This is a genomic window from Streptomyces sp. NPDC058619, assembly GCF_042717785.1.
Taxonomy (GTDB): Bacteria; Actinomycetota; Actinomycetes; order Streptomycetales; family Streptomycetaceae; genus Streptomyces.
Genome location: NZ_JBHXQN010000010.1, coordinates 51,125 through 70,796, shown reverse-complemented (window position 1 = coordinate 70,796; position 19,672 = coordinate 51,125). Strand labels below are relative to the sequence as shown.

Annotated in this window: 18 protein-coding genes; 9 read left to right on the top strand and 9 right to left on the bottom strand. The window is 74.9% G+C overall.

What is annotated here, in order from left to right; translation table 11 throughout:
- Positions 1-100: 100 nt before the first annotated feature.
- Together ACFWTC_RS12815 and ACFWTC_RS12810 are read left to right on the top strand one after the other, a co-directional pair.
- On the top strand, positions 101-1,045 hold the full coding sequence (locus tag ACFWTC_RS12815; RefSeq protein WP_384027036.1) for an acyl-CoA thioesterase: 945 nt from the start codon (positions 101-103) through the stop codon (positions 1,043-1,045).
- 8 nt (positions 1,046-1,053) lie between these two features.
- Positions 1,054-1,455 (top strand): YchJ family protein, encoded by a 402-nt coding sequence (locus ACFWTC_RS12810; protein WP_383916711.1) that lies wholly within the window; start codon positions 1,054-1,056, stop codon positions 1,453-1,455.
- On the opposite strand, the gene ACFWTC_RS12805 is transcribed toward ACFWTC_RS12810, so the two are convergent.
- Together ACFWTC_RS12805 and ACFWTC_RS12800 are read right to left on the bottom strand one after the other, a co-directional pair.
- Positions 1,419-2,261, bottom strand: coding sequence for a DUF6397 family protein (locus tag ACFWTC_RS12805; protein ID WP_384027038.1), 843 nt, complete (start codon positions 2,259-2,261; stop codon positions 1,419-1,421). The genes ACFWTC_RS12810 and ACFWTC_RS12805 overlap by 37 nt on opposite strands.
- A gap of 209 nt (positions 2,262-2,470) precedes the next feature.
- Complete coding sequence (locus ACFWTC_RS12800) at positions 2,471-2,869, bottom strand: roadblock/LC7 domain-containing protein (protein WP_383916705.1); 399 nt, start codon at positions 2,867-2,869, stop codon at positions 2,471-2,473.
- Positions 2,870-2,974: 105 nt separating this feature from the next.
- On the opposite strand from ACFWTC_RS12800, the gene ACFWTC_RS12795 reads away from it, so the two are divergent.
- Positions 2,975-3,412: a PPOX class F420-dependent oxidoreductase gene (locus ACFWTC_RS12795; protein ID WP_383916703.1), complete on the top strand. Its 438-nt coding sequence runs from the start codon at positions 2,975-2,977 to the stop codon at positions 3,410-3,412.
- Between the two features lie 60 nt (positions 3,413-3,472).
- Here the strand turns inward: ACFWTC_RS12795 and ACFWTC_RS12790 are convergent, their stop codons facing one another.
- The 5 genes from ACFWTC_RS12790 to ACFWTC_RS12770 form a co-directional block, all read right to left on the bottom strand.
- Positions 3,473-4,198 carry an ATP/GTP-binding protein gene (locus ACFWTC_RS12790; protein ID WP_383916700.1) on the bottom strand — a complete coding sequence of 242 codons (726 nt, stop codon included), beginning with the start codon at positions 4,196-4,198 and terminating at the stop codon, positions 3,473-3,475.
- A complete protein-coding gene (locus ACFWTC_RS12785; RefSeq protein ID WP_383916800.1) occupies positions 4,198-4,524 on the bottom strand; it encodes a DUF742 domain-containing protein in 327 nt (108 codons plus the stop codon). Before ACFWTC_RS12785 ends, ACFWTC_RS12790 begins: the two co-directional genes overlap by 1 nt.
- A 68-nt stretch (positions 4,525-4,592) precedes the next feature.
- A complete protein-coding gene (locus tag ACFWTC_RS12780) occupies positions 4,593-5,036 on the bottom strand; it encodes a roadblock/LC7 domain-containing protein (RefSeq protein ID WP_383916698.1) in 444 nt (147 codons plus the stop codon).
- Positions 5,033-7,657 (bottom strand): nitrate- and nitrite sensing domain-containing protein, encoded by a 2,625-nt coding sequence (locus ACFWTC_RS12775; RefSeq protein WP_384027040.1) that lies wholly within the window; start codon positions 7,655-7,657, stop codon positions 5,033-5,035. Before ACFWTC_RS12775 ends, ACFWTC_RS12780 begins: the two co-directional genes overlap by 4 nt.
- Before the next feature lie 194 nt (positions 7,658-7,851).
- The gene (locus ACFWTC_RS12770) at positions 7,852-8,628 is read right to left on the bottom strand and encodes an MHYT domain-containing protein (protein ID WP_383916692.1); all 777 of its coding nucleotides are present in this window, start codon (positions 8,626-8,628) and stop codon (positions 7,852-7,854) included.
- A gap of 168 nt (positions 8,629-8,796) precedes the next feature.
- On the opposite strand from ACFWTC_RS12770, the gene ACFWTC_RS12765 reads away from it, so the two are divergent.
- Positions 8,797-9,396 carry a class I SAM-dependent methyltransferase gene (locus tag ACFWTC_RS12765; RefSeq protein ID WP_383916689.1) on the top strand — a complete coding sequence of 200 codons (600 nt, stop codon included), beginning with the start codon at positions 8,797-8,799 and terminating at the stop codon, positions 9,394-9,396.
- Positions 9,397-9,537: 141 nt separating this feature from the next.
- On the opposite strand, the gene ACFWTC_RS12760 is transcribed toward ACFWTC_RS12765, so the two are convergent.
- The gene (locus ACFWTC_RS12760) at positions 9,538-10,452 is read right to left on the bottom strand and encodes an oxygenase MpaB family protein (RefSeq protein WP_384027042.1); all 915 of its coding nucleotides are present in this window, start codon (positions 10,450-10,452) and stop codon (positions 9,538-9,540) included.
- A gap of 135 nt (positions 10,453-10,587) precedes the next feature.
- Between ACFWTC_RS12760 and ACFWTC_RS12755 the strand changes: the two genes are divergently transcribed.
- Positions 10,588-11,367, top strand: a complete 780-nt coding sequence (locus tag ACFWTC_RS12755; RefSeq protein WP_383916685.1) for a hypothetical protein — start codon at positions 10,588-10,590, stop codon at positions 11,365-11,367.
- Positions 11,368-11,593: 226 nt separating this feature from the next.
- Here ACFWTC_RS12755 and ACFWTC_RS12750 read toward each other — a convergent pair whose 3' ends face one another.
- Entirely contained in the window at positions 11,594-11,776 is a 183-nt protein-coding gene (locus tag ACFWTC_RS12750) for a hypothetical protein (RefSeq protein ID WP_215150480.1), read from the bottom strand.
- A 179-nt stretch (positions 11,777-11,955) separates the two neighbouring features.
- On the opposite strand from ACFWTC_RS12750, the gene ACFWTC_RS12745 reads away from it, so the two are divergent.
- From ACFWTC_RS12745 to ACFWTC_RS12730, 4 genes are all read left to right on the top strand, one after another.
- On the top strand, positions 11,956-14,991 hold the full coding sequence (locus ACFWTC_RS12745) for a DEAD/DEAH box helicase (protein WP_384027044.1): 3,036 nt from the start codon (positions 11,956-11,958) through the stop codon (positions 14,989-14,991).
- On the top strand, positions 14,988-16,301 hold the full coding sequence (locus ACFWTC_RS12740; RefSeq protein WP_384027045.1) for an SWF or SNF family helicase: 1,314 nt from the start codon (positions 14,988-14,990) through the stop codon (positions 16,299-16,301). The genes ACFWTC_RS12745 and ACFWTC_RS12740 overlap by 4 nt, the downstream gene beginning before the upstream one ends.
- Positions 16,302-16,441: 140 nt before the next feature.
- The gene (locus tag ACFWTC_RS12735) at positions 16,442-17,818 is read left to right on the top strand and encodes a GAF domain-containing protein (RefSeq protein WP_384027047.1); all 1,377 of its coding nucleotides are present in this window, start codon (positions 16,442-16,444) and stop codon (positions 17,816-17,818) included.
- Positions 17,819-17,869: 51 nt separating this feature from the next.
- The gene (locus tag ACFWTC_RS12730) at positions 17,870-19,393 is read left to right on the top strand and encodes an aldehyde dehydrogenase family protein (protein WP_384027049.1); all 1,524 of its coding nucleotides are present in this window, start codon (positions 17,870-17,872) and stop codon (positions 19,391-19,393) included.
- Positions 19,394-19,672: the final 279 nt, after the last annotated feature.

Genomic DNA, 19,672 nt, shown 5'->3' with positions numbered 1-19,672 from the left:
CCCGCCGCCCGCCAACCCCCGCAGCCCCGCCGGAGCCGCCGTAGCCACCGGAACCGACAGGGCCGCCGAACCCGCCGGACCAGACAGTGGAGACCCCCTGATGACGAACCCCGCCGAGAGACTCGTCGACCTGCTCGACCTGGAACAGATCGAGGTCAACATCTTCCGCGGCGCCAGCCCGCAGGAGTCCCTCCAGCGGGTCTTCGGCGGCCAGGTCGCCGGCCAGGCGCTGGTCGCCGCGGGGCGCACCACCGAGAGTGACCGACCCGTCCACTCGCTGCACGCGTACTTCCTGCGCCCCGGCATTCCCGGGGTGCCGATCGTGTACCAGGTGGAGCGGGTGCGCGACGGGCGGTCCTTCACCACGCGCCGGGTCACCGCGGTCCAGCAGGGCAAGACGATCTTCAACCTCACCGCCTCCTTCCATCATCCGGAGGAAGGCGGCATCGAACACCAGCTGCCGCCCCGCCTCGACTTCCCCCATCCGGACACGCTCCCGAAGGTCGCGGACGAGATCCGCGAGCACCTGGGTGCCCTGCCCGAGGCGCTGGAGCGGATGGCCCGCCGCCAGCCCTTCGACATCCGGTACGTGGACCGGCTCCGCTGGACTCCGGAGGAGCTCAAGGACGCCGATCCGCGCAGCGCGGTGTGGATGCGCGCCGTCGGCCCGCTGGGTGACGACCCGCTCGTGCACACCTGCGCCCTCACCTACGCCAGTGACATGACCCTCCTGGACGCCGTGCGCATCCCGGTGGAGCCCCTCTGGGGGATGCGTGGTTTCGACATGGCGAGCCTCGACCACGCCATGTGGTTCCACCGGCCGTTCCGGGCGGACGAGTGGTTCCTGTACGACCAGGAGTCGCCCATCGCCCACGGCGGCCGCGGCCTGGCCCGAGGCCGCATCTACGACGTGGAGGGCAGGCTGCTGGTCTCCGTCGTTCAGGAGGGCCTCTTCCGCCCGTACGCGGCGAAGCCGACCGCGTCGGCTCCCGCCTCCCCCGCCTCCCCCGTCTCCCCCGTCTCCGAAGCCTCTCCCGAGAACTGAGCACGCCCATGCCCACCCCGGCCCTCCCCTGCCCCTGCGGGCTGCCCGCCGCCTACCCGGAGTGCTGCGGCCGCTTCCATTCCGGTGATGGGCAGGCCCCCACCGCCGAGCGGCTGATGCGCTCCCGCTTCAGCGCCTTCGCCGTCGGCGACACCGCCTACCTGCTGCGCTCCTGGCATCCCTCGACCCGGCCGGACCGGCTCGACCTGGACCCGGGACAGCGCTGGGACCGGTTGGAGATCCTCGCCACCGATCGCGGCGGGATGTTCGAGACGGAGGGCTCGGTGGAGTTCCGGGCGCACTACCGCGAGGGCCGGCACACCGGTTCCCTGCACGAGCACAGCGCTTTCGCGCGGGAGGACGGGGCCTGGGTCTACGTCGGCCCCCTCTCCCCCGTCGAATTCGGCTGACCGCGCGCCCCGGCCAGGGCGAAGTCCAGGCTGGCGCGGTACCAGTGGACCTCGTCCGGCGGCTCGGCGCGCAACAGCCGCTCCGCCACGGCAGCGGCCGCCGGAGCCTGCGGGTGGCCGTACGGAGGGGGCGGGGCGAGCGCGGCCAGGATGATGCGCTCCTCCGGATCGGGAACGGCGTCGCGCACGTCGTGCTCCGGCAGTACGGAGGCCAGCACGGCCGCCCCTTCCCACGGGTCGGCGGTCCGTCTCAGCAGCAGCCCCACGTGCCGGCCGCGCCACTTCCGCGGCCGCAGGTCCGTCTTGGCCGCCATCACCTCCCGGTCGGCCGGGGGCGCGCTCCCGCGCAGCATCCCCGGTTCCCGGACGGCGAACTCCCGCAGCTCCCCGGCCAGGTAGAGCCAGACCACCGCCCGGTAGCGGTTGATCCGGTAGCCGACCGGGACGACGTGCCCGCACCGCGCGAGCCGGGTGAACCGGCTCGGGCCGACGCCCAGCACCGCCGCCGCGGCCTCCGCCCCGGCCACGGTCTCCAGCCGTCCGCGCAGTGCGGCCGGCGACCCCTCGGCCACCCGGGCCCGGTCCAGCTCGGCCCGGGCGTAGCGTGCGGCTCCCCCGGCGGCGGGCGGGCCCGCCCGTACGATCCCGAGCTGAACGGCCCGGGCGAACTCGCTCCGGCTCAGGCCCAGTTCCGCTGCGGCCTGCACTCCGCCCACCGACTCATCCGCACGCCCCTCCGTCTGCGCGGCCACGGTCACGGCCACGCCCCCGGAACCGGCCACGGCCGCGGCCGCGGCCTCAGCCACTCCTCCTGCCACACCGACAGCCACACCGGCGGTCACATCGTCCTGGCGTACGGTCCCCATGCGCATCATCACGGTCCTCCCCCACGAGCAGCGATTACTCTGTGTGAAGACCGTAACTCAGCGCGACGACACGGTGCGATGCCTGTGGAAAACCTCCGGGGGCACTGGCCCCGAGGACCGTCGACTCAGCCGCCGACTCAGCCGCCGACTCAGCCGCCGGTCAGCCGCCGCTCCGCGACCCCCAGGTGTTCCCCCACCCGGTTGACCAGCAGCGTCATCTCGTACGCGACCTGGCCGATGTCTGCCTCGGAAGCGCTCAGCACGCACAGGCAGCTGCCCGCGCCCGCCGCCATGACGAACAGGACCCCCTCGTCGTACTCCACCATCGTCTGCCGGACCTCCCCGGCCCGGAAGTGCCGGCCCGAGCCCTTGGCCAGGCTCTGCAGGCCGGCCGCGACGGCGGCCAAGTGCTCCGCGTCCTCCCGTGCCAGCCCCGCGCTCGCGCCTGTCACCAGGCCGTCGTTGGACAGCACCACCGCGTGCCGCACCTGCTGGACCCTGCGCGTCAGGTCGTCCAGCAGCCAGTCGAGCTGCTTGTCCAGTGCCATTTCGAGCCCCTCCCGTGGGCGCCGCCGCCGTGGCCGCACCCCACCCCGCGTAGTCGTGCCGCCAGCCTTCCCCACCAGCGCCTTTCCGACAAGGAGGATGTCCCCATGGCGAAGAAGATGACCCAAGAGGAATGGCGGGCTTTCGTCTCTCATTCCACCCGTACCGGCAAACTCTCCAGCGTCCGCGAGGACGGCAGTCCGCACATCGCCCCCATCTGGTTCGTGCTCGACGGCGACTCCTTCGTGTTCAACACCGGCAAGGACACCGTCAAGGGGCGGAACCTGGCCCGCGACGGCCGCGTCGCGCTCTGCGTCGACGACGACCGGCCGCCGTTCGCGTACGTCGTGCTCCAGGGCCGCGCCGAGATCAGCGAGTACGCCGACGACCCGGAGACGATGCTCACCTGGGCGACCAGGATCGCCGCCCGCTACATGGGCGAGGAGCGCGGCGGCGCCTTCGGCCGCCGCAACGCCGTCCCGGGCGAGCTCCTCGTCCGGGTTGCGATCGACAAGGTGATCGCCACCGCGGGAGTGGCGGACTGACGAGCGCCCGGCCGGAGCGCCTCGGCGCTCCGGCGCACTTCGGCCGGGCAGCGGGCCGGCTCACACCGGGTCGGCCTGCGGCTCCACCGAGTCGAGCAGCCGGGCCGTGTGCACCCGCCCCGCGTACTCGACCAGCCTGATCAGCACTTCCTTCCCCGAGTCCTTGTCCCGCGCGTCGCACAGCAGGACCGGCGTGCCCTGGTTCAGGTCCAGCGCCCGCGACACGTCGTGCGCTCCGTACCGGCGCGCGTCCGAGAAGCAGTTGACGGCGACGACGAACGGGATCCGCCGGTGCTCGAAGTAGTCGACCGCCGGGAAGCAGTCCTCCAGCCGCCGCGTGTCGGCGAGGACCACGGCGCCGAGCGCTCCCTGCGACAGCTCGTCCCACAGGAACCAGAAGCGGTCCTGCCCCGGCGTCCCGAACAGGTACAGCGACAGCCCGGACCGGATCGTGATCCGCCCGAAGTCCATGGCCACGGTCGTGGTCGTCTTCTGGTCCACCCCGTCCGTGTCGTCGACCAGTTCGCCCGCCTCGCTCAGCGCCTCCTCCGTCCGCAGCGGACGGATCTCGCTCACGGCGCCCACCAGCGTGGTCTTCCCGACCCCGAAACCGCCGGCCACCAGGATCTTCAGCGCCAGTGCGGCCAGTTCCCCGTCGTCGTCGGGATCGGCGTCCGCGGCGGCGGCGTCCCACGGATCGGTGTCCGGGGCCCGGTCCGCGGAACCGGCGTCCCCGGGACCGGTGTGCCGGGCCCGGCCCCCGGACCCGTCGTCATGTCGTCCCATCACAGCGCTCGCAATCCGTCGATGACTTCACGCAGAATCCGCTCGTCCGGCAGTTGGGCCGGCGGCACCGGTCTGCTGACCTTGACGTGCCCGCCCTCCAGCAGGTCCCCGAGGAGGACCCGCACCACGCCCACCGGCAGGTCGGCGTCGGCGGCCAGCTCCGCCACCGACTGGGTCTCGGACCGGCAGAGCCGGAGCAGGGAACGGTGTTCGGGGCCGAGGAGCGCCTCGGTGTCCGCGTCGGTTCCCCCCGGGTCCACGACGACCAGGGCGATCAGGTCGAAGCGCACCCCGTGGGGTCCCGGCTTCGTCCGTCCGCCGGTCATGGCGTAAGGGCGGACCAGCGGGCCCGCGTCGGCGTCGTACCACTGGCCGTTCACGTCCCGGACCGCCCTCAGCCGGCGGCCGGCGGGCGTGCCGCGAGCCGGGCCGGGGTGTAGAGGTGCTCGCCGACCTGCTTGACCAGCCGGGCCATCTCGTAGGCGATGAGGCCGATGTCCGCGGTGGCGGCGCTGAGGACGGCCAGGCACGAGCCGTCCCCGGCCGCCGCCACGAACAGGAACCCCTCGTCCATCTCCACCATCGTCTGGCGCACGCCCCCGGCGTGGAAGTGCCGGCCCGCGCCCTTGGCCAGGCTGTGGAAGCCGGAGGCCACGGCGGCCAGGTGCTCCGCGTCCTCGCGGCTCAGTGCGCTGGAGGCGCCGACCGCCAGCCCGTCGTTGGACAGGACCACGGCGTGCCGGACCTCGCGGACCCGCATCACCAGATCGTCCAGGAGCCAGTCCAGTTCGCCGGGCCTGCGGGCTCCGTCGAGGTCGGTCCACTTGTGTTCGATCATCGTTCTTCTCCTTCACTGGCGGCGTGGGAGGCGTTCTCCCGGGACCCCCGGACCCATCCGTCCCGGTAGGCCGCCATCCGGTCCCGGGCCTGTTCCGGGCTGCGGCCCGGCGGGTCCTCGGGGCTGCGGGCGCCGGCCGGGACCGTGGGCTCGGGAGCCTCCCGGAGCTGCGGTACCAGGCTGGCCTGGCGCACGCGGCGCGGCAGTTCCGTCACCGAGGCGTCCGGGACGTCCCGGGCGCCGGGCGGCCCGTCCGCCGCGGCGGCCGCTGTACGGGTGACCGCGCCGCCGGGGGTACGCGGCCGGAGCGGCGCCACCGGGGCGGGGCGCGGCTGCGGCGCGGGCGGCGACCCCGGCCCGGCGGGGGTCCGGTCCGGGAGCGCGGCCGCGTGCGGCTCCTCCCGTACGGCCGAGGCGCGCGGCTCCTCCCGAACGGCGGTGGTACGCGGAGCCTCCCGTACGGCCGCGGCACGGGTCGCCTCCCGTACGGGCGCGGCGGAGGGCGGCTGCTCGGCGGCGAAGCGGGCGGCGGGCGGCTCCTGGGGTTCCGGTGCGGGGGCACCGGGCGTGAGGGCGCCCTGGAGCAGGGAGTGCGGCAGGAGCACCACGGCAGTGGTCCCTCCATAGGGTGAGGTGCGCAGGTGGACCCGGATCCCGTGGCGGGCCGAGAGGCGGCTGACCACGAAGAGGCCGAGCCGGCCGCTGTCGAAGAGGTCGAGCGCCTCGGACTGCTCGATGCGGCGGTTGGCGTCGTTCAGGGGGCCGCGGCCCATGCCCAGGCCGCGGTCCTCGACCTCCAGGACGTAGCCGGCGCCGACGGGCTCGCCGCTGACCCGGACCTTGGTGTGGGGCGGGGAGAACTGGGTGGCGTTCTCGATGAGTTCGGCGAGCAGGTGGGTGAGGTCGGCGACGGCGCCGCCGACGACGGCGGCCTCGGCGAGCTGGCGCACCTCGACCCGCGGGTAGTCCTCGATCTCGGAGACCGCGGCCCGGACGACGTTGGTGAGGGGGATCGGCATGCGCCAGGCGCGTCCCGGGGCGGCTCCCGACAGGATGATCAGGCTTTCGGCGTGGCGGCGCATCCGAGTGGTGAGGTGGTCGAGCCGGAAGAGGTCGCCGAGCTCGCCTGGGTCGTCGGCGCGGCGTTCCATGGAGTCGAGCAGGGTGAGCTGCTTGTGGACGAGGACCTGGCTGCGGCGGGCCAGGTTGACGAACACCCCGGAGACCCCGCTGGCGAGTTCGGCGCGTTCGACGGCGGCGCTGAGCGCGGCCCGGTGAACGGTGGCCAGCGCCTCGCCGACCTGGGTGATCTCATCGTCTGCGGCGGCGACGGGCGGGGTCTCGGCGGCGACGTCGATCTCCTCGCCGGCACGCAGCCGGTCCATCGCGTCCGGGAGTTTGCGGCGGGCGATCTCCAGGGCGGTGTTGCGCAGCGAGACGAGTTCCACCACCAGCGCCCGCCCGATGCGGACCGAGATGACGAGCGAGGCGGCGACGGAGGCGAGGCCGAGCAGTACGGCGGCCCCGGCGGCGCTGAGCGCTCCCTCGGCGAACGGGTCCGCACGGTCGGCGGCGGCGGTGCGCGCCGCTTCGCCGATCTCCCGCATCGAGGCGCCGACCGAGGCGTGGAGGGCCTCCCATCCGGCGGGCGCCCCCTGGGCCTCGCGGGCCGTGCCGACGGCCAGTGCCCGGTCCTCGGCGCCGGTGAGGCCGGCGTAGACGGCGCTTTCGGCGACGGCCTGCCAGGAGGCCCGCCGGCCGGCGGGGAGGTCGCGGGCGGCGGAGTCGGTGAGGGTGCGGCGGGTCTCGACGGCGCTGGTCAGCTGCCGAAGCGTTTCGGCGCTGCGCTGGCCCGGCAGGGCGAGCAGGGCGTCCTCCCGGGACAGCAGTTCCGCGGCGCGGTCGAATTCGAGGAGGACCCGTGCCTCGGGGGCGAGTTCGGCGTCCTCGCCACCGGTGAGGGCCCCGCCCACGGCCAGGGCGGCGTCGACGGCCCGGGTGTACGCCTGGTAGGCGGCCTCGGGCGCGGTGCGCCGGCCGGCGATGTCCTCGCGGCCGGGTGCCAGGGCCTCGGCGGCGGCGACGAACCCGCCCAGGCGCGCCACGATGTCGGCGCGGTGGCCGCCGGAGTCGGCGACGGTGTGCCGGTCGCCGAGCCGTAGCCGCCGGACGGCGCCGTCGGTGCGGCGGGCCTGCTGGTCGAGGGCGGCCCGCTGGTCGGCGGCGGGGTCGGCGAGCAGGCGTACGGCGATGCGCCGTTCGGCCTGGAGCTCGGTGACGGCGGCCGCGACGGGGGTGCGTATCTCGGCGTCGATGCGCTGGACCCGGCTGAGGCGGGCGATGTCCTGGGCGGTGCTGACGGTGGCGAAGCCCCAGAGGGCGAGGAGGGAGACGACCGGGACCATCAGCAGCGAGACGATCTTCGCCCGGACGGCACGGGGACGCAGGCGCAGCCGGGGCCGGTACCCCTGCGCGGCGGCCGGACCGGGGCGACCGTACGGGGAGGCCTCCGGTGGCGCCGGCTCTTGGGCCGGGGGCCCGGCGTGCGCCCGGCGTCCGCGGGCCGGGGGCGCGGGCAGCCGCTGCGCCGCTGCTTCCGGTTTTCTGCGGGGTGTGCGCATGGGCTCCTCGTTCCGGGGCGGTGCCTACGGGTGCGGTGGTGCGTGCTGCGGGGCGGGGCGGGGCGGTAATTGCGGAGCCGGCGTGCTGCGGTGGTTGCGTGCGGGGCGGGGCGGTGGTTGCGGAGCCGGCGTGCTGCGGTGGGACGGGGCGGTACGCGTCCCACGGCGTTCGGTGCCGCGGCGGCCCGGCCCGCTCAGTGCGCGACGGCCCGCTCCCCCAGGTTCTGGGCGGAGGCGGAGGCGGCGCGCTCGACGGCGGTCGGGGAGAGCGCGACGAAGGCGGCGGTGATGAACAGGTAGGAGCCGAGCCCCACCGCGAGCGGGAAGATGAACTGGGTGGCGGTGGCTCCGGGCAGGGCCGCCTCCGAGGGGGTGACCCTGACGGCGACGGCCAGCATCCCCGTGTAGTGCATGCTGCTGACGGCGGCCCCCATCACGAGCGAGGCGCCGGCCACGGCCAGCGGCGACTTGATGTTGAGCGCGGCCCACAGCGCGGCGGTGGCGGCGATCACGGCGATGGCGACGGAGAGCCCGACGGCGAGCGGGTCGTAGGAGACCTCGCCGTGCAGGCGCAGGGCCGCCATGCCCAGGTAGTGCATGCTGGCGACGCCCAGGCCGGTGGTGAGGCCGCCCAGGACGAGGGCCCGGCGGGGGCTCTTGCCATAACCGACGGCGAAGATCCCGGCGCCGACGACCGCCATCGCCACGAGGAGGCTGAGGATGGTCAGCGGCACGTTGTAGTGGATCTCGGTGCCGATGACGTCGAATCCCAGCATCGCGACGAAGTGCATCGTCCAGATGCCGGTACCGAGGGCGGAGGCGGCGGCGAGGAGCCAGTTGCGGCGGGAGGCGCCCGTCGCGGCGAGCGCGCGGACGGTGCAGCGCAGGCCGAGGGCGGCGCCGATCGATGCCATCACGTATGACAGTGCGGGTGTCAGCCAGCCGTAGGCGGCGTGGTCCAGGTGTCCCATGGCCACCGGACGCTAGTCCGGGTGAGGGCGCGAACAGGGGGCGCATTTCGAAAGCCGCTGGAACTGCTGGAATATGACAGAGATACGTTTGTCTTCGATCACGCCACGTACCACCTTGTGCACGGTCCGCATGCGCCGGCGCCGGCCGCGGTGGGGGATCATGGGCGCATGAGCGAAGACCACACACACGTGCAGGAGTTCTTCGGGGCGCGCGCCGCGGACTGGGACCGCAAGTTCCCCGGGGACGGGCCCGCCTTCACGACGGCCGTGGCCGGGTTCGCACTGCGGCCGGGCGACCGCGTGCTCGACGCGGGCTGCGGCACCGGACGGGCGCTGCCCGCCCTGCGCGCGGCCGTGGGCCCCTCCGGTACGGTGCTCGGCGCCGACCTGACCCCGCAGATGCTGGCCGCCGCACAGCGGGCCGGACGGGCGGCCGACGGCGCGCTGCTGCTCGCGGACGTCGCCCGGCTGCCGCTGCGCGACGGGTGCCTGGACGCGGTGTTCGCGGCCGGTCTCATCGCCCACCTGCCCGACCCGGGGGCGAACCTGCGCGAGCTGGCCCGGGTGGTCCGCCCCGGCGGCGGGCTCGCGCTGTTCCACCCGATCGGGCGGGCCGCCCTGGCCGCGCGCCACGGCCGCGAGCTCACCCCGCAGGACATGCGGGCCGAGCCCAACCTCAGCCCGCTGCTGGCCGGTTCGGGCTGGGACATGACCTCGTACGCCGACGAGGACGACCGCTACCTGGTGCTGGCCGTGCGTCGCGCGTGAGCGGGGCCGGTGCGCCGATGCGGCGGTTCAGACGGGCGCGAGGGGCGGGCGGCGCGGGACCGCACGAGGCGGGCGCGGGGCGTGCCCGCGCACGGTCTCGTACGTCGGCCCCGCGCCCGGGACGCGCGGACGGACCCGGGATCACGCCGGAGGCTGAGCCTCGGCTCCGGCGGGCCGGCGGGGATGCGGTACGGGGCAGCCGCCCGCGCCGGGCACGGGGAACGTGCCGAGCTCGCCCACGTCGTAGCCACCGGGGTAGCTCTTGATCTCCGGGTTCTGGCGGGCGTAGTGCGGGGTCCGGCGCGGCGGCAGCAGCCGTACGGCGCGACCGCGCAGCCGCAGGGCGCCGCGGACCAGCCGCCGGACGCCCGCGTTCGGCCGGCCGTAGCGGAAGGCGTCCAGCAGCGCCTCGTCCAGGAGGGCGAGGCCGGCGCCGCGCACGGCGGGGGCCAGGGGCGCCGGATACCAGGAGGCCATCAGGTCGATGGTGGAGTCGGCGACCTTGCGGCCGCCCTCGTGCCAGCCGAAGTGGGCCCTCTCGTAGGCGTCCATCGTGGACTCGAACTCCTCGAAGGAGTCCGGGATGTCCGTGATGCCCAGGTGCCGGCCGAGGGCGGCGTAGTAGTTGGCCGACGCCCTGCGCTCGTGGTGGGTCAGCGGGCGCCAGCCGTACGCGTCCAGCCAGCGTGCCGGAACCACCACGAACGTGCACAGGACGTAGCGCATGTCGTCGCCGGAGATGTCGTAGCTGCGGTGCATCTGGTTGACGCGGCGGATCGCGGTGCGCGCGGTGTCGCTCTCGAAGCCGTGCTCCACGACGGCGTCGAGGAGCAGCGCGGTGTCGTCGTAGCGCCGCTGGGCCCGGTCGGTGAACTCTGCGGTCTCGGCCAGGAGGCGGCCGATGGAAGGGACCGCGTAGGTGCGGAAGAGGGCGAGTTCGAGGGCCCTGGCGAAGTCCCAGGGGAACTCGTAGGTGGCGGTGAGCCGGTAGATGGCGAGGAAGTCCTGGTCCGGGTCGAGCCGGAGGATCTCTTTCAGCCGGTCGTATCGCTGCACCGGATGTCCCTTTCTGTGGCGGGACCCCAACTCTACGTGCAGGTAGCGTCCTTGGAAATCGTCACCCGCAGGCTCTCGACGGGCGGGTTACCCGCTGGTTAGGGTGCGCCGACGAGAGAGCTACCGGGAGGCCAGGTGTCCGACGACGAGGGTGGCGGCTCGCTGTACGTGCTGACCGCCGTACTGATGACCCCCGCGCAGTTCCCGAGCATCTTGGGCGACGACTTCCCCGAGGCGTGCGCGCTGCTGGGCGTGGCGCCGGCGCGGGCCGGATACGGGCTGGTGCTCGGCCAGGACGAGGAGGGCGCGCGCTGGACGGTCGTCGTGGACGACGTCTCGCTGGTGGCCGCGGCCATCGCCTCCTGGGACTGCGGCATGGAGTACGACCTGTCGCCCGACGAGCGGACGATCGTCGTCTCGCTGGCGGGCTGGCCGCTGGAGCTGTCGGTGGCGGCCTCGGGGATCCCGGAGCCGCACGATCCGGAGCAGGGTGCGGACGGCACCGGGCGGGTGCCGCTGGCTCCGCCCTCGGCCGAGACCTGGGGGCCGGTCCAGCGCCGGATGGGCGCGGACCAGATCGCCCGGGAGTGGGCCGACTGGCGCGAGCGCGTGGCGACGGACGGCGGTGTGGCCGCCGCGGCGCACCCGGGGCTGGCCCGGGCGCTGGAGGAGGCCGCAGGGTACGCCCGGACCCCGCCACCGCCCGGTCGGGTGCGGTCCTCCTTCGCGGGCGAGGGGGCCCGGACGCTGCGGGCTGACGGGGCCGGCTGGTCGCTCGTGGCGCGGACCGGCGACGTGGCGTTCGTCCTGCTGGACGAGGAGCCGGGCGAGGTGCTCGCGGTCCCCCGGGAGGGGCGGCCGGAGCTGCCGGAGCTGCTGGCGGCGCTGGACCGTGTGGCGGTCCGCCCCGCCTGACCTCGCGGGCCGACCTCGCGGCCGGACCGCTGGGCGGAGGCGGAGTGGGAGCGCGCGTCCGTCAAGGCGGTCCTCGACGGATCCCGGTCGGACCGCCGAAGCGGTCGGCCGGCCGTCGGACGAAGCGCTGACCGGCGGGGCGCGCCGGTGGCGCGCGGCGCCACATGGTTGCCCGACGCGGCTCCCGGCGCCGCCGTAGCCGCCGGGAGTCGCGTGGAGGCCGGTGTCAGCGGCCGATCTGCTTCCGGGATATACCCCGGAGGCGACGGCGCTGGGAGGAGTCCAGCAGGAGGTAGGCGGCAGCGGGTACACCGATCAGGACCAGCAGCCCCGCCCAGAACCCGACCGCCCAGAACAACACGATGGCTGCCACGACTCCGGCAACCGCGACCTTTCCGCTCGTGGACATCTGCGGACACCTCCTTCTGTCGTCGACCACTACCCCCCTCAACGCGCCGCTCCGACCCCTCGTTCCCCGACACGCGAAGCGGCAGGAAAGTGACCCGGGTCACGGCCCGGACTGGGCCTTCCCGGTCCCGGGTGGGGTACTCTCAGCCACCCTGCTCGGTAGTCAAGTTTGAGGAATGCGTGTTTCCTGAGATCCCCGGCCTCGATCACCTCCTCCACTGCTCGGCCGTGTTCCTTCCTGACGACCCCGCGCGGGGCGGCAGGATCGCGCTCTGGCACCCGGACGGCGAGGCTCCGCGCCTCTGGGCCGGTTTCAGTGCCGGTGCCGACGCCCGTGCCGGTGCCGACGCCAGCACCGGCCCCGGCCGGCTCGAAGAGCTGACCGTCGTCGCGCCCGACCTGCGCCGCACCGCCGTGACCGCGCTCGTCCTGCCCGTCGGCGTGGCCCTGCCGCTGCTCACCCGGGCCCGGGCCGCCGTGTTCGGTGCGGACTCCCCGCCCGATCCCGGCGGCCCCTCCTCCCCCGGTTCCGCCACGGCCTTCTGGGGCGCCGCCGCCCTGCTGGCCCTGGGCTTCGCGGCCCGCGGGCAGCTGCTGCCCGGCCTCAGTCCCGGGGGCCGGGACGCCTGGCGGATCGGGCCACTGGCGCCCGCCGATCTCGACGCGGTCCGGGAACTCGCCGCCGCCATGCCCCCCGGAGCCCGCTGCGTGCCCCTGACCGCGGACGGACCGCCGCGGCTGCCCGCACCGGAACCCCTGCTCAGGGCCTTCCTCGACGCCGTCGCCGACACCCTGCCCCGTTCCCCCGCCGCGCCCGCCGCCGCCGGCGGGCCCGCCTACGCCGCCCGGGAGTCCCGGCTCCAGCCGGGCCTGCGCGACTGGGCCGCCGAGGTGGCCGCCGGGCACGACGCGGGAGTACGGATCTCGCTGCGGATCGAGCTCGTCGCAACCCCCGGCGCCGATGCCGACGACGGCGCCGCCGCCTCCTTCCGCGCCGTCCTCCAGATGCACAGCCTGGCCGACGCCGCCCTGGTGGCCGACGCCGCCGACGTGTGGGCCGGGGCCGGCGCCGCCGCGGCCGCCTTCCCGCCCCGGGCCCGGATGGACGCCCTGCGCGCGCTGCGCCGCGCCGCGCGGCTGTGGCCTCCGCTCGACCCGCTGCTGGGCGCGGCCGTGCCGGACGCCGTCGGGCTCGCCGACGAGGAGGTCACCGAACTGCTCGGGGCGGTTTCCCGCGCCCTGGACGCAGAGGGGGTACAGGTGCACTGGCCGCGCGGGTTCGCCCGTACCCTCACCGCCCGCGCCGTCGTCGGAGCGCCGGAGCCCCCCGGCTCCACGGACCCCGCCGGCTCCGCGGACCCCACCGGCCCCACCTGTCGCACCGGCCCCACCCCTCGCACCGGCTCAGCCCCTCCCCCCTCCGCGCCCTCCGGCCTGCTCTCCCCTGACACTCTGCTCTCCTTCGGCTGGCGCTTCGCGCTCGGCGGCCAGGGCGACCTGACCGCCGCCGAGCTCGACCGGCTCGCCGAGGCCAACCGTCCCCTGGTCCGGCTGCGCGACCAGTGGGTCCTCATCGACCCGGCCGAGGCCCGCCGGGCCCGCGCCCGGCGCGACGGCAAGGTCTCCGGCGCGGACGCGCTGGCGGCCGTACTCACCGGTTCGGCGGACCTGGACGGCAGGCCGGTACCGGTCGAGGCCACGGGCGCCCTCGCACAGCTGCGGGCGCGGCTCACCGCCGACCCGTCGGGGGAGGAGGGTCCCGACGCTCCGCCGGAACTGCGGGCCGTCCTGCGCGACTACCAGCTGCGCGGCCTGCGCTGGCTGGCCCGGATGACCTCGCTCGGCCTCGGCGCCTGCCTGGCCGACGACATGGGCCTCGGCAAGACGGTGACCCTCATCGCCCTCCACCTCCACCGCAACGCCCCGGACCGGCCCGCCACCGCCGGGCCGACGCTCGTGGTGTGCCCGGCCTCGCTGCTGGGCAACTGGCAGCGGGAGATCGAGAAGTTCGCGCCGGGCACCCCGGTGCGCCGCTTCCACGGCCCCGGCCGCAGCCTCGCCGGTGTCACCGGAGGGTTCGTCCTGACCACGTACGGCACGATGCGCCTGGACGCGGCCGTGCTCGCGGCCGCCCGCTGGGGCATGGTCGTCGCCGACGAGGCCCAGCACGTCAAGAACCCGCACTCCTCGACCGCCAAGGCCCTGCGCACCATCCCGTCCCCCGCCCGCGTGGCGCTGACCGGAACGCCTGTCGAGAACAACCTCTCCGAGCTGTGGGCCGTCCTCGACTGGACCACGCCCGGACTCCTCGGCCGCCTCGGCACCTTCCGCAGCCGCTACGCCGACCCCGTCGAGAGCGGGCGCGACCCCGGGGCGGCCGCCCGACTGGGCGCGCTCGTCCGGCCGTTCCTGCTCCGCCGCAAGAAGTCCGACCCCGGGATCGCGCCCGAGCTGCCGCCCAAGACCGAGACCGACCACGCCGTCGCCCTCAGTCCGGCGCAGACCGCGCTGTACGAGGCCGTCGTGCGCGAGACGCTCGCCTCGATCGCGGAGGCGGACGGGATGGAGCGACGCGGCCTGGTGGTCAAACTGCTCACCTCCCTCAAGCAGATCTGCAACCACCCCGCGCAGTACCTGCACGGGCACGGCGCGGGTCCCGGGGGCGCCGCGGGCGGACGTTCCGGGAAGCTGGACCTCCTCGACGAACTGCTGGACACGATCCTCGCCGAGGGTGGATACGTCCTCGTGTTCACCCAGTACGTGGCCATGGCCAGGATCCTGGAGAAGCACCTCGCCGGGCGCGGGATCGCCGCGCAGCTGCTGCACGGCGGGACGCCGGTGCCGCGCCGCGAGGAGTTGGTCGACCGCTTCCAGGACGGCGGGGTCCCGGTGTTCCTGCTGTCCCTCAAGGCGGCCGGGACCGGACTGAACCTGACCCGGGCCGGACACGTCATCCACTACGACCGCTGGTGGAACCCGGCCGTCGAGGAGCAGGCCACCGACCGCGCCTACCGGATCAGCCAGACCCAGCCCGTACAAGTCCACCGGATCATCGCCGAAGGCACCGTCGAGGACCGGATCGCCGACATGCTGGCGCGCAAGCGGGCCCTGGCCGACTCCGTCCTCACGGGCGGCGAGGGCGCGCTGACCGAACTGACCGACGCCGAACTGGCCGAGCTCGTGGCGCTGCGCCCGGCCGCGGGGAGTGATGGATGAGTAGCAGGGACCCGTACGAGAAGACCTTCGCGGCGCTCCCGCCCACCCCGCCCGGCCGCGGCTTCGCGCACACGTGGTGGGGCCATGCCTGGCTGCGCGCCCTGGAGGACAGCGCCCTCGACGGGGAGCAGGTCAAGAAGGGCCGCCGGTACGCGCGCACCGGCGCGGTGGGGGCGGTCTCGGTACGCCCGGGCGGGCTGACCGCGGTGGTGCGCGACCGGGACGGGACGGCGCACCGCACCGACGTGCTGGTGCAGGAGTTCACGGAGGCGCAGTGGAACCGGCTGCTCGGGCTCGCGGCGGCCGAGTCGGGGCACATCGCGGCGCTCCTGGACCGGGAGGTGCCGCCGGAGCTGGCCGAGGACGCGGCGGAGGCGGGGGTGGAGCTGCTGCCCGGCATCGGGGACCTCGACCCGCGGTGCGACTGCGGGGAGTGGGACCACTGTCCGCACACGGCGGCGCTGTGCTACCAGGTGGCACGGCTGCTGGACCAGGACCCGTTCGTGCTGCTGCTGCTGCGCGGCCGCGGCGAACAGGAGCTGGTGGACGGGCTGGAGGAACGCAGCAGCGCGGAGGCCGAGGCGGACGGCGGTCCGGAACCCGCCGCAGCGGACCTGGCGGGTGTCCCGGCGGCAGAGGCGTACGCGGCCCCCGGGGCCCCGGCCGCGCTGCCCGCGCCGCCCGCCCTGCCGGAGGCGCCGGGCCAGCCGCCGACGCTGGACACGGAGGCCGAGCCGGACGGGCTGGACGTGGACGCGGTGGAGTTCCTGGCACAGGCCGCCGCGGCCGAGGCGTACCGGCTGCTGGCGCGCGCGCTGGCTCCCGGCCACGCCGAGCGCGCCCCGTCGGCCCCGCTGACGACCGCCGAAGACGCTGTACGGCTCACGGCGGAGGCCGGCGACGTCCGGGTCCGGTCCCGTCTGGCGGCGGCTCTCGGAAGGGACCGGGCCGCGATGGAACTGGCCGTACGGGCCTGGGGCTTCGGCCGGGCACCGGCCCTCGCGGCGCTGGAGGACGACTGGACGCCGGACCGGGCGGGGCTGGCCCGGGCCCGGGCGGCGCTCACCGCGGCCTGGGCGGACGAGGAGGCGCCGGCGCTCCGCCGGGTCCGTGCCCGCTGGACCTCGGCGGACACCGGGCGCCAGCTCCGGCTGGGCCGGGAGGGCCGCTGGTGGCCGTACCGCCGCGAGTCGGGGCGGTGGGTCCCGGCGGGCCCGTCGACCCCGGACCCGGCCTCGGCCTGGACGGCTCTGGACCCGGAACCCGGTCCCGCCGCCACGGACCCCCCGGGGGCCCCGGAGTCCCGCTAGAACGGGGCCCGCGCGGAGGGCCCGCCCGGGGCCGCGCCGGTAAATCCCCCCGAGTCCTGGCCGACGTACCGCTTGTCGGGGCCCGGATGCGGGACGACGATGGGGGCGCTCCGGGGACAGCGGCACCACGGGAGGATGACATGGGCGATCCGTTGGTGGCGCTGCCGGGCGGGGCCGACCCCGTCGAGCGCACGCGGGAACTGCGGCGCGCGCACGCCGCGTTCACCCGGGACGGCCGGGTCGAGGCGCCGGTCCGGGCGGTGATCGCGCGGTCGTGGCGGCGGTGCGCCCGGGCCCGCGTCAGCCCCGAGTGCGCGCCCCGGGTGGAGCTGGCGGAGGCGGAGCTGTGCCGCTACCGCGCGGAGCATCCGCTGGCCCGGGTGATGCCGGTTTTCCGGGACCTCGTCGGGGCCTTCGCGGCGCACGGGGGCCATCTGCTGGCGGTGTGCGACGCGCGGGGCGGCCTGCTCTGGGTGGAGGGCGAGCCGGGCACCCTGCGGCGGGCGGAGCGGCTCGGCTTCGTCCCCGGGGCGCGCTGGTCGGAGACGGCGATGGGCACCAACGCCCCCGGCACGGCGGTCGCGGTCGGCGAACCCGTGCAGGTCTTCGGGGCGGAGCACTTCAGCCGCCGCGTGCACCCGTGGACGTGCGCGGCGGCCCCGGTGCGGGACCCGCGTACCGGCGGCGTGCTGGGCGCGGTGGACATCACCGGCGGCGACGGGCTCGCGCTCCCGCACGCGCTCGCCTTCGTGCGGGCGGTGGCCCGGGCGGCCGAGGCCCAGTTGGCCCTCCTCGACCCGGAGCCGTACCGGTACCCGGAGCCGGAGCCTTACCCGGCGTCCGCCGCCACCGCCGCCACCGCGGCCGCCGCGGACACGCTCACCGCGCTCGGCCGGGACGAGGCGCTGCTGGTCTCGGGGGGCCGCACGGTGCGGCTGAGCCGGCGGCACAGCGAGATCATGGCGCTGCTGGCACACCACCCGGAGGGTCTGTCGGGCGAGGAGCTGGCGATCGCGCTGTACGAGGACGAGTCCGTGTCACCGGTGACGTTGCGCGCCGAGATGTCGCGGCTGCGCGCACTCCTGGGCGACGGCGCACCGCTGTCGCGGCCCTACCGTACGGCCGCTCCGCTGGCGGCGGACTTCACCGCCCTGACCCGTCGCCTGGCCGGCGGGGCCGTCTCAGCCGCCCTGCACCGGTACCGCGGCCCCCTGCTGCCCGCCTCCACGGCGCCGGGCATCGTCCGGCTGCGCCGCCGCATCGAGGACCAGGCGCGGGCGGCGGTCGTCGCCCGGGCCGATGCCGGGCTGCTGACGGACTGGGTGTGCAGCCCGTGGGGTGCGGACGACCCGGAGGCCTGGCAGGCGCTGGCGCACGCGCTGCCGCCCGGGCGCCGGGCGGCGGCGCTGGCCCGCGTACGCGCCCTGGACTTCGAACTGGGCCCGCGGCAGGGCCCCGTACGCCCGGATGCGGTCCGCGGCGGGCGTGCAACCCGGTCGCAACCCGCGCGCCCCTAGCGTCCTCGCGTGCGCTGCCGACGGCGGCGGCGCCCGGCTGGGGAGGACTCCATGTCCCGATACGCTGCGCCCGGAACCGAGGGGGCGCTCATGTCGTACGCGTCCCGCTACGACCACTTCATCGGCGGCGCGTACGTCGAACCGGTCCGTGGCCGGTACTTCGCCAACCCCTCCCCCGTCAACGGGGAGGCGTTCACGGAGGTCGCGCGCGGGACCGCCGAGGACGTGGAGGCGGCACTGGACGCGGCCCACGCGGCCGCCCCGGCCTGGGGGCGCACCTCCGTCGCGGAGCGGTCCACGATCCTGCTGCGCGTCGCGGACCGGATGGAACAGAACCTGGAAGCCCTGGCCGTCGCCGAGACCTGGGAGAACGGCAAGCCGGTCCGGGAGACCCTGGCCGCCGACATCCCGCTGGCCGTCGACCAGTTCCGCTACTTCGCGGGGGCGCTGCGCGCGCAGGAGGGGGCACTCAGCCAGATCGACGACGACACGGTGGCCTACCACTTCCACGAACCGATGGGCGTGGTCGGTCAGATCATCCCGTGGAACTTCCCGATCCTGATGGCCGTGTGGAAGCTCGCACCGGCTCTGGCGGCCGGGAACACGGTGGTGCTGAAACCGGCCGAACAGACTCCGGTCTCGGTGCACTTCTGGCTGAGCCTGGTGGCGGACCTGCTGCCGCCGGGGGTGGTGAACATCGCCAACGGCTTCGGCGAGGAGGCCGGCAAGCCCCTCGCCTCCAGCCCGCGCGTGGCGAAGATCGCGTTCACCGGGGAGACGTCCACGGGGCGGCTGATCATGCAGTACGCGGCGGAACACCTGAAGCCCGTCACGCTGGAACTCGGCGGCAAGAGCCCCAACCTCTTCTTCGACGACATCTGGACGGCGGACGACGGGCTGCGCGACAAGGCACTGGAGGGCTTCACGATGTTCGCCCTCAACCAGGGCGAGGTCTGTACGAGCCCCTCGCGCGCACTGATCGAGCGCGGCCGGTACGCGGACTTCCTCGATGCGGCCGTCGCACGCACCGAACTGATCGTGCCCGGGCACCCGTTGGACACGGAGACGATGATCGGCGCGCAGGCCTCGCAGGAGCAGCTGCGGAAGATCCTGTCGTACGTGGAGATCGGCCGGCGGGAGGGCGCGAAGGTCCTCACGGGCGGAGAGCGCATCGACCACGGCGGCGACCTGGCGGGCGGCTACTACGTCCAGCCGACCGTGTTCGAGGGCGACAACCGCATGCGGATCTTCCAGGAGGAGATTTTCGGACCGGTGGTGTCGGTGACCTCGTTCCAGGACTTCGACGACGCCGTACGGATCGCCAACGACACGGCGTACGGCCTGGGCGCGGGCGTGTGGACCCGCGACGTCAACACGGCCTACCGCGCGGGCCGTGCGATCCAGGCGGGCCGCGTGTGGACGAACTGCTACCACGCCTACCCGGCCCACGCGGCCTTCGGCGGCTACAAGCAGTCCGGCATCGGCCGCGAGACCCACAAGATGATGTTGGAGCACTACCAGCAGACGAAGAACTTATTAGTGAGCTATTCCCCCAAAAAGCTCGGCTTCTTCTAGGAAGTTGAGCACGGTGCCTGACCTGCACAAACGGCCGGTCAGGCGCGGTTGCCCTGGTCTCGAGACGGCTACCGAAGTCCGGTGATTGCAGAGTTCACTTGCCTCCGATATCTCACTTCACAGAGAAGATCCGGGCCATGCACGGGCCGGCGCGATCGCCGTTCCACCGTGCATACCAGCAGACGCTGAGCCTCTCACGATCCCAAAGCCCCGGCGGCGACACCGTTCGCCATCAGCCGCCGGTGCGGCCCGACTGCCTGGCCGGAACACGCCGAGACT

Excerpts from the sequence above, each read along its gene's own strand:
- ACFWTC_RS12785 (WP_383916800.1), bottom strand. The coding sequence starts at position 4,524 with ATGACCGGCGGACGGACGAAGCCGGGACCCCACGGGGTGCGCTTCGAC.
- ACFWTC_RS12790 (WP_383916700.1), bottom strand. The coding sequence starts at position 4,198 with ATGGGACGACATGACGACGGGTCCGGGGGCCGGGCCCGGCACACCGGT.
- ACFWTC_RS12730 (WP_384027049.1), top strand. The coding sequence starts at position 17,870 with ATGTCCCGATACGCTGCGCCCGGAACCGAGGGGGCGCTCATGTCGTAC.
- ACFWTC_RS12765 (WP_383916689.1), top strand. The coding sequence starts at position 8,797 with ATGAGCGAAGACCACACACACGTGCAGGAGTTCTTCGGGGCGCGCGCC.
- ACFWTC_RS12775 (WP_384027040.1), bottom strand. The coding sequence starts at position 7,657 with ATGCGCACACCCCGCAGAAAACCGGAAGCAGCGGCGCAGCGGCTGCCC.
- ACFWTC_RS12800 (WP_383916705.1), bottom strand. The coding sequence starts at position 2,869 with ATGGCACTGGACAAGCAGCTCGACTGGCTGCTGGACGACCTGACGCGC.
- ACFWTC_RS12740 (WP_384027045.1), top strand. The coding sequence starts at position 14,988 with ATGAGTAGCAGGGACCCGTACGAGAAGACCTTCGCGGCGCTCCCGCCC.
- ACFWTC_RS12780 (WP_383916698.1), bottom strand. The coding sequence starts at position 5,036 with ATGATCGAACACAAGTGGACCGACCTCGACGGAGCCCGCAGGCCCGGC.
- ACFWTC_RS12750 (WP_215150480.1), bottom strand. The coding sequence starts at position 11,776 with ATGTCCACGAGCGGAAAGGTCGCGGTTGCCGGAGTCGTGGCAGCCATC.
- ACFWTC_RS12735 (WP_384027047.1), top strand. The coding sequence starts at position 16,442 with ATGGGCGATCCGTTGGTGGCGCTGCCGGGCGGGGCCGACCCCGTCGAG.
- ACFWTC_RS12815 (WP_384027036.1), top strand. The coding sequence starts at position 101 with ATGACGAACCCCGCCGAGAGACTCGTCGACCTGCTCGACCTGGAACAG.
- ACFWTC_RS12795 (WP_383916703.1), top strand. The coding sequence starts at position 2,975 with ATGGCGAAGAAGATGACCCAAGAGGAATGGCGGGCTTTCGTCTCTCAT.
- ACFWTC_RS12770 (WP_383916692.1), bottom strand. The coding sequence starts at position 8,628 with ATGGGACACCTGGACCACGCCGCCTACGGCTGGCTGACACCCGCACTG.
- ACFWTC_RS12810 (WP_383916711.1), top strand. The coding sequence starts at position 1,054 with ATGCCCACCCCGGCCCTCCCCTGCCCCTGCGGGCTGCCCGCCGCCTAC.